The organism is Rhodococcus ruitaii (genome assembly GCF_055230935.1).
Map to the genome: position 1 here is coordinate 1 of NZ_JBUYWC010000038.1, position 2,745 is coordinate 2,745.

General features: G+C 61.1%; 2 protein-coding genes. One reads left to right on the forward strand and one right to left on the reverse strand.

The window, feature by feature from the left end; translation table 11 throughout:
* Positions 1-241: 241 nt before the first annotated feature.
* Positions 242-2,188 carry a flavin-containing monooxygenase gene (locus tag ACZI8W_RS26070; RefSeq protein WP_463371436.1) on the reverse strand — a complete coding sequence of 649 codons (1,947 nt, stop codon included), beginning with the start codon at positions 2,186-2,188 and terminating at the stop codon, positions 242-244.
* Between the two features lie 376 nt (positions 2,189-2,564).
* On the opposite strand from ACZI8W_RS26070, the gene ACZI8W_RS26075 reads away from it, so the two are divergent.
* Positions 2,565-2,745 (forward strand): hypothetical protein (locus ACZI8W_RS26075; protein WP_463371437.1); only part of this gene is annotated, 181 nt, incomplete at its 3' end.

Here is a 2,745-nt window from a genome sequence, read left to right on the forward strand (position 1 = left end):
GACGGTCTTGGACCGAACCAACGCAGCCAGCTCGTCTCGATCCCCGTCACGCAACACCAAAGGAGCAACTCGCATGCCGCAGTATCTCAAACTTGACCGCCAAACTACTTTTCCCACGCCGCACTAGAGTGATGGACGGCCTGCCTTCGGGTTGCCGAGGAGGCCGAGGTCTGCTGTGCGTGTGCAGTCGTCAGGCTGCAGCGGCGGGACAGGCACCCACGAGTGCCCGGATCGGTTTTGCTCATCGAACGACGAACTTTGCTGGGTCCGGTGTACGAAGCATGTGCCAGAAGTCCACCATCCGCCACGGATTGGGCAGGATCACCCGTCCGGCGTCGTTTCGGTAGTAGGTGTGAGCACGGTCGGAGTTCATCCAGACGGATCCTTGCATCTTCTCGTCAACTCGTGCAAGGAACTCGTCCTGCGCCTCTTGTGTTGGTTCGAGCGACTTCGCACGCCTCTCGGTCAGCAGCTGCAGGCACTCGACGATGTAGTGGACAACGACCTCGGTCATGTAGTTGTGCCCGCCGCCGTGGCCTGCGCTCGAGTTGGGGCCGGAGGTGACGAACAGGTTCGGAAAGTTGGGGACGGTTCCGCCCAGGTACGAGCGTGGATCGTTGTTCGCCCACTGGTCGGTGAGCCGGACACCGCTGCGGCCGGTGATTTCCAGTGTCGACAGGAAGTCGAGGGTGAAGCCGGTGGCCCAGATGATGACGTCGACCTCGACGACCTCTCCGTCCGAGGTCCTGATTCCCTCTGGGACCACCTGCGCCAGAGGCGTGGTCACGACGTCGGCCTTCTCACCGGCCAAAGCCGCGTAATAGCCACCTGGATCGCGAATGATGCGCTTGCCGTGCGGTGGAAAATCCGGTGTCATCGCTGCGAGGAGCGCTGGATCGTGTCCGAAGGAATCCTTCAGATGGGATAGACAGCTCTGCAAGGCGACATCGTTCGCTGCGGAGATGGAGAGGGGGTGGTCCTTCATCCATTCGGCGTCGGCACGGACTCCATCGTAGAGGCGATCGGAGACGAACCAGTACGTTCGCGCGCGTTGCCAGCGATCGTAGAAGGGCACGTTGCGCTGGAGCCAACGCTCACTCTCGTCAACCAGTCCTTCGCCGATCACGTTGGGGCGCACCCAATGCGGCTGTCGTTGGAACAGGGTCAGGTGTTGTACGTCGTCGATGATCGCGTCGACCACCTGGATGGAGGTCGCGCCGGCGCCGACGACAGCGACACACTTGCCCGTCAAGTCGAGTCCGGGATCCCATTCTGCGGTATGAATGCTTGTACCTGCGAAGGTTTCGATACCGGGAATACTCGGGATCGACGGACGGTTGAGGAATCCCGCGGCGGTGATCACGGCGTTCGCGCGAGAAGTCACTAACGAGCCGTCGGTGAGGGCGCTGATGATCCACTCTTGCGCAGTGTCGTCCCATTCGAGCGACTCGATGCGCGTATTGAAGCGGATGTGCTGCTTGACGTCGTACTTGTCGACGACCCGGCGCAAATACTCCTGGTACTCGGTGCCCACGGGGAAGTACTTGCTCCAGTCCGATTCGATCTCGAACGAGAAGGAATAGTAGATGCTCGGGGTGTCGACAGCGACACCCGGATAGGTGTTCATCCGCCATGTGCCGCCGATGTCGTCGCTCGCCTCGAAGATCTCATGGTGAAACCCGGCGTCGGCGAGCATGATGGACGCCGCGATTCCTGTCATGCCGGCACCGAGAATCGCCACTTTGAAGTCGGTTGACGGCTCGGTGATTCGGTCGATCACCGGAGTGATCGGGACGAATCCGCCCTGTTCCAGTACGACCGGGAGAAACTCGTCGTCGATCGTGTCACCGGTGGCCAGGCCGAGCATTCGCTGGAACAGCGCGTCATCGGGAACCTGGAGGTACTCAGGCTGATCCGCGGATTCCAGTGCGTCCGCGAGGAGGCTGGTCAAGGCAGTTCGGTCGGCCTCTGGCAACCGGCCAGGTGGAAGGAGTCGGGTGTCCGACACCGTGTCGAACGCGATTTTCGGGCCGAATCGGTCCAGGTACGAGGTGTCGCCGGTGATCTGAACGAGACTCATCAGGAGCAACGGCGCCTCGCCGCACACGGCATGGCGCTCGAGCTCTACGCGCGACACCTCCCGAGTGGGCACGTACAGATCGAGCGAACGATGGCGTGTCGGTGTCATACAGGCTCCGTAGGAAATGACTGCAGCGCGCGAGAAGCGACAAGGATGGAGACCCCATTCAACCACAAGATCCACGAGTGTCTACGTTATTGATACCTGATTTTGGATCCAGTATTCGTTTCGGCCGGTCCGACCATGAGGCCCTCTGCCTGCGGTAACGGATCGGCGACGACGCGACCCTGAATCTTCTTCGCATCCAGGATTGGATACCTAAATTGGATCCTGTATGGTGAGGCGCACATCACATCACAAGCGCCCCAACGGGCAGTTCTGGCGATGCACGCTGGCTGGAAAGGGACCAATGTTCGTCAACCGAAACTTACGAGCCGGACTTCTCGCAGGTCTGCTGTCTGTCTCAGTCCTGACATCGGGTTGCGTGAGCGACACCAATGCGGATTCCGGATCGGGCGCAGGAGAAGTGGCCAGCAATCTTGCGCGTGGTGGTGACGAGGGGGTGTGCGATGCCGGCAAGGCCGGCGGGGCGGTGACGATCGCGGAGCAGACCGAGCCGCAGACGATGGATCCAGCCGGCGGCTACTTCTATGTCAATCCGGCGC

Excerpts from the sequence above, each read along its gene's own strand:
- ACZI8W_RS26070 (WP_463371436.1), bottom strand. The coding sequence starts at position 2,188 with ATGACACCGACACGCCATCGTTCGCTCGATCTGTACGTGCCCACTCGG.